We start from the raw sequence: 5,250 nt of genomic DNA on the forward strand, positions 1-5,250 counted from the left end.
GGCCAATCTACGTCCCGCCCCCGCGGCGCGCGCCGGCGCGGGGGCGGGACGTAGATTGGCCGGGTGATCGACTTCGGGAGGGCCGCCCGCCTCTGGTGGGCGCCGCAGCGGGTGCGCGAGGAGGGCGAGCAGCCCGATTACCGGTTTTCGCTGGCCAACGAGCGAACGTTCCTGGCGTGGATCCGGACCGCCCTCGCGCTGGTCGGCGGCGGCTTCGCGGTGGACCAGTTCCTGCCGGACCTGCGCTGGGGCGTGCGCGTCGGCATGGCGCTCGCCCTGCTGGGCGTGGGCGCGGCGTGCGCGCTGCGGGCGGTCAACCACTGGCTGCGGTGCGAGGCGGCGATGCGGCGCGGCGAGGACCTGCCGGTGTCCCGGTTCCCCGTGCTGCTGGGGTTGGGGGTCGGGCTGGTCGCGGCGGCCATGGTCGTGGTGGTGCTGTTCGGCTGGACGGACGGCGGGCCGTGAGCCCCGTACGCCCCTCCCCCGCCGCCGAGCGCGATGCGGGCCTCCAGCCGGAGCGGACCCGTCTGGCGTGGCGGCGAACGACGCTGGCCTGCTCGGTGGCGGCGGTCCTCGGCGTGCGGCAGGCGCTGCGCGGGGCCGGAGCCGCGGAGGAGGCGGTCGGTGCGGCGCTGATCGTGCTGGTGTGGCTGGCGTTCCTGCTGGTGGCGCAGCGGCGGATGCGGGAGCTGGCCGCGGCCCGGCCGCCGGGGCTCGCACCGCGCTCGGCATCGTCGGCAGTGGCGTGCACGGTGGCGCTGGCGGTGTTCGCGGTGGCGGTCGTCCTCTGAGGCGCCGGGGCCCGTCCGGTCGGCGGATCACCCCCACGCCATTGCGGGCATAACGGGCAAATATGAACGTTCAGGGCTAAGGCGTGTCCGCAAAGTCATGGGAGCCATAGCCGCAGGCAGGCGAGGGTGACCAGGGATTGGTAGTGGCGGGCTCGTTTGTCGTAACGGGTGGCGAGGGCCTTGTTCTGCTTGAGGCGGTTGAAGCAGCGTTCGACGACGTTGCGGCGCCGGTAGGCGGCCCGATCGAGCCGGCAGCGGCTTTCGCCTCTGCGGATGCGGCCGTTGATCTGGTCGATCCGTTCCGGGATCGTCGTGGCAATGCCCCGCCGACGCAGGTAGGCGCGGATCTTCAGAGACGAGTAGCCCTTGTCGGCGACGACCCGACCGGGCCGGGTCCGGGGCCGGCCCGGTCCGGGCCGCGCGATGCGGATGCGGGCCATGACCGCTTCGAGCTGCGTGCAGTCGTTGACGTTCCCGCCGGTCACCGTGAAGGCCAGCGGCAGGCCCCGGCCGTCGCAGGCAAGGTGGATCTTCGTGGTCAGCCCGCCACGGGACCGGCCGATCGCCTCGCCCGGCCAGGGCCCCCTTTTCGGGCCCCGGCCGCATGCTGATGGGCCCGCACAGTGGTGGAGTCGACACACACGATCGACCAGTCGACGGCGCCGATGGCATCCGAGTGCTGCTGGACATGGGCCAGGAGCCGGTCCCAGGTGCCGTCGGCCGACCAGCGGCGGAAGCGCTCGTAGACCGTCTTCCACGGCCCGTAGCGCTCCGGCAGGTCCCGCCAGGCCGCCCCGGTCGACAGCTTCCACAGGATCCCGTTGAGCACCTGCCGCCGGTCCCGCACCGGACGGCCCATCCGCGGCGGAGCCAGCAACGGAGCGATCACCACCCACGACTCATCAGTCAGCTCATGACGGCGCACCACGAATCAACCAACGACCGCCCCACTTTGCGGACACGCCCTAGGGGCCGCCCGGGCTCAGGCCGCCGGGGCGCCGCCGAAGCGCTCGCGGTACGCCTCCAGGTCCTCCTCGGTGATCTTCGCGAAGAGCACCGGGGGAACGGTGAACGGGGTGCCGGCCGGGACCGCGTCCAGGGCCTTGGCGTGCTCCTGCGTGATCCAGGCGGCGTTGTCGTCGGCCAGCCGGAACGCCGAGCGCATCGCGCGCGCCGACGCCGGGATGAACGGCTCGGAGACCACCGAGTAGAGGTGGATGAGGTTCATCGCGGTGCGCAGGGTGAGAGCCGCGCCCTCCGGGTCCGTCTTGATCTCCAGCCAGGGGGCCTTCTCCTCCAGGTAGGAGTTGCCGGCCGACCACAGGGCGCGCAGCGCGGCCGCGGCCTTGCGGAACTGGAGGGCGTCCATGTGGGTCTCGTACTCGGCCAGCAGTTCGGCGATCTGGGCGCCGAGCCGGGACTCGGCCTCGCCGGCGTCCTTGCCCGCGGGGACCTCGTCGCCGAAGCGCTTGCGGGAGAAGGACAGCACGCGGTTGACGAAGTTGCCGAGGGTGTCGGCGAGGTCCTTGTTGACCGTGGCGGTGAAGTGCTCCCACGTGAAGGACGAGTCGTCGGACTCGGGTGCGTTGGCGATGAGGAAGTAGCGCCAGTAGTCGGCGGGGAGGATCTCCAGCGCCTGGTCGGTGAAGACGCCGCGCTTCTGCGAGGTGGAGAACTTGCCGCCGTAGTACGTCAGCCAGTTGAAGGCCTTGACGTAGTCGACCATCTTCCAGGGCTCGCGGACGCCGAGCTCGGTGGCGGGGAACATCACCGTGTGGAACGGGACGTTGTCCTTGGCCATGAACTGGGTGTAGCGGACGTCGGCGGCCTCGTACCACCAGGACTTCCAGTCGCGGGCGGCCGGGTCGATGTCCGCCCACTCCTTGGTGGCGCCGATGTACTCGACGGGCGCGTCGAACCAGACGTAGAAGACCTTGCCCTCGGCGGCCAGGTCCGGCCAGGTGTCCGCGGGGACCGGGACGCCCCAGTCGAGGTCGCGGGTGATGGCGCGGTCGTGCAGGCCCTCGGTCAGCCACTTGCGGGCGATGGAGGACGCCAGCTGCGGCCACTCCTCCTCGTGCTGCGCGACCCACTGCTCGACCTCGTGCTGGAGCGCGGACTGCAGCAGGAAGAGGTGCTTGGTCTCGCGGACTTCCAGGTCGGTGGAGCCGGAGATCGCCGAGCGGGGCTCGATGAGGTCGGTCGGGTCCAGGACGCGGGTGCAGTTCTCGCACTGGTCGCCGCGGGCCTTGTCGTAGCCGCAGTGCGGGCAGGTGCCCTCGACGTAGCGGTCGGGGAGGAAGCGGCCGTCGACCGGCGAGTACACCTGCCGGATGGCACGCTCCTCGATGAAGCCGTTGGCGTGGAGCTGCCGGGCGAAGTGCTGGGTGATCTCGCGGTTCTGCTGCGAGGAGCTGCGTCCGAAGTAGTCGAAGGACAGCTCGAAGCCGTCGTAGACGGCCTTCTGCGCGTCGTGGGCCTGGGCGCAGAACTCGGCGACGGACAGGCCCGCCTCCTTGGCGGCGAGCTCGGCGGGGGTGCCGTGCTCGTCGGTGGCGCAGATGTAGAGGACGTCGTGGCCGCGCTGGCGGAGGTACCGGGCGTACACATCCGCCGGAAGCATCGACCCGACCATGTTGCCCAGGTGCTTGATCCCGTTGATGTAGGGAAGCGCGCTGGTGATCAGGTGTCGAGCCATCCTCGGATGCTCCATTTCATATATGCGGTTGCGACGTGCCGTGACGGATTGTGATCCGGTTCATCGTATCGAACCGCCGAATGGGCACGCGCCCGCATTTCTCTCGGGTGGGCTTAACGCAAAAGCGAGGGAAGTGACCACAGCGTCACGGCCCTCGCCATGGGGTCATGCTACAGGCGGAGGGGGCCGCGCCCGACCGCAGTCCGCGGTGCGACTCCGGGGGCGTGCGGCGGTCGCGCGGGGCGGGCACCGAGGGCGGGGCGGCGTCCGGCATATGCGTACGTACCCACTGGAGCCGGGTGTTGTCGAAAACCGTCAGCTACCGATCATCACCGAACGTAATGCTCCAGCTTCATCGTTCCGCGCACCGGCGCACGCCCGCGCTGCCACTCTGAGCCGCGCACGCGGCATGAGGTGAGGTGGAGCGGTGAGCGATGGCGGACCAGAGGAGTCCGGTGGGGCCGTGGGACTGCCCAGCCGAAGGCGGCGGCCCACACCCATGAGCCAGTGGAACCCGACGGCACGTTTGTCGTACTGGGCGTTCCACGCCAACCGGAGGCCCTCGTACATGCGCTTCGCGTACCTGCAGCTGGGCTCCGACGCGGCAGCCGAGGACGCGGTGGACGCGACGTTCGACTCGATCATGCACGAGTGGCTGCGGATGCTCCACATGGACCGGCTCGACGCCTATGCGTGGACGATCCTCAAGCAGCGCCTCGTCGACCGGCAGCGGGCGCGCAGCACCGGGCCCGAGCCCATGCACATCACGGCTTTCGAAGCCGCCCTCAAGGAGGCCCGAGCCGACCGGTACGAGGTGCTGGCCGACACCATCCGCTTCTACTCCGCCGTCTCCCGCCTCGCCGAACGCCAGCGTGACGCCGTGCTGTTGCGCTACGGCCTCCAGTGCACCCCCCGCGAGGCCGCGTCCGTGATGGGGGTAGACGAGGCCACCGTCCGCTCGCAGCTCGGCCAGGCGCACCGGCGGCTCGCCCGCCTGCTCGACGCCTCCGCCGGATCATGACGCGGGCCGAGCAGGGGCAGCCGTACGGCGAGGACACCGCCCGCCGCCCGCTGGCGGAGTTCCTCGCCCGGGCGGGCGTCCGCGACCGCTACCCCCACTACGACATCGGCGCCGCGGAAGCCCGCCTGCTGCGCACCGCCCGCCGCAAGGGCGCGGCCCCGCCCGCGCGGCGCCGCGCGTACGGCTGGAGCGACCCCGGCACGGACCACCCGCTGGACGCCGAGCGGGCCCGTCGCGACCTCAAGGCAGCCTGCCTGGAGGCGGTCTGCGCCCCGCACGCCGCGGCGCAGCTGGACTCGTTCCTGCGGACGGCCCACACCGACCTGGCCGGCGCCGCCGTCTTCGGCTGCCTGCTGCACCTGGCCGGGCTGCGCGACGGGGCACGGTTCTGGTGGCAGTACGCGGCCGGCTCCGGGCGGGCGGGGACGGCGTCCGCCGCCTACTGCCTGTTCCTCGACCACTCCCGGCGCGGCGAGCACCACGACGCAGGGGTGTGGGCGCGCGAGCTGGACCGGCGCGGCTTCCGGCCCGGCGGGCGCCGGGACCTCCGCGAGGTCAGGCTGTGCGCGCAGGCGGCCGTACTGCGCCACGTCGACCAGCTCGACGACCCCGACCTGGGGCCGGTGCCGCTGCCGCGGCCGGGGCTGCCGGGCGTCATGGAGGCGTTCCGGGCGCCGGTCCCGGCGGCGGACGGCCCGGCCGAGGCGGAGCTCGGCGGCGGGTGCGGGCGGGGGGACGGC

At 72.1% G+C, this 5,250-nt stretch carries 5 protein-coding genes and 1 pseudogene; 4 read left to right on the forward strand and 2 right to left on the reverse strand.

Annotation, left to right across the window (positions count from 1 at the left end):
* Nucleotides 1–63 precede the first annotated feature (63 nt).
* Together EF903_RS28340 and EF903_RS28345 are read left to right on the forward strand one after the other, a co-directional pair.
* The gene (locus EF903_RS28340; protein ID WP_125547873.1) at nt 64–465 is read left to right on the forward strand and encodes a YidH family protein; all 402 of its coding nucleotides are present in this window, start codon (nt 64–66) and stop codon (nt 463–465) included.
* Nucleotides 462–791 carry a DUF202 domain-containing protein gene (locus EF903_RS28345; RefSeq protein WP_125547874.1) on the forward strand — a complete coding sequence of 110 codons (330 nt, stop codon included), beginning with the start codon at nt 462–464 and terminating at the stop codon, nt 789–791. The genes EF903_RS28340 and EF903_RS28345 overlap by 4 nt, the downstream gene beginning before the upstream one ends.
* 95 nt (nt 792–886) lie before the next feature.
* On the opposite strand, the pseudogene EF903_RS28350 reads toward EF903_RS28345, so the two are convergent.
* Together EF903_RS28350 and metG are read right to left on the reverse strand one after the other, a co-directional pair.
* A pseudogene (locus EF903_RS28350) lies at nt 887–1,716 on the reverse strand (IS5 family transposase).
* Nucleotides 1,717–1,773: 57 nt separating this feature from the next.
* Nucleotides 1,774–3,489, reverse strand: coding sequence for a methionine--tRNA ligase (gene metG, locus EF903_RS28355; RefSeq protein WP_125547875.1), 1,716 nt, complete (start codon nt 3,487–3,489; stop codon nt 1,774–1,776).
* Between the two features lie 499 nt (nt 3,490–3,988).
* Here metG and EF903_RS28360 point away from each other — a divergent pair, with 499 nt between their 5' ends.
* A complete protein-coding gene (locus EF903_RS28360; RefSeq protein ID WP_246042450.1) occupies nt 3,989–4,510 on the forward strand; it encodes a sigma-70 family RNA polymerase sigma factor in 522 nt (173 codons plus the stop codon).
* Nucleotides 4,507–5,250: hypothetical protein (locus EF903_RS28365; protein WP_125547876.1), on the forward strand; the 744-nt coding region annotated here is incomplete at its 3' end. The genes EF903_RS28360 and EF903_RS28365, both read left to right, overlap by 4 nt.

It is taken from the genome of Streptomyces sp. WAC05292 (assembly GCF_003949955.1).
Lineage (GTDB): Bacteria > Actinomycetota > Actinomycetes > Streptomycetales > Streptomycetaceae > Streptomyces > Streptomyces globosus.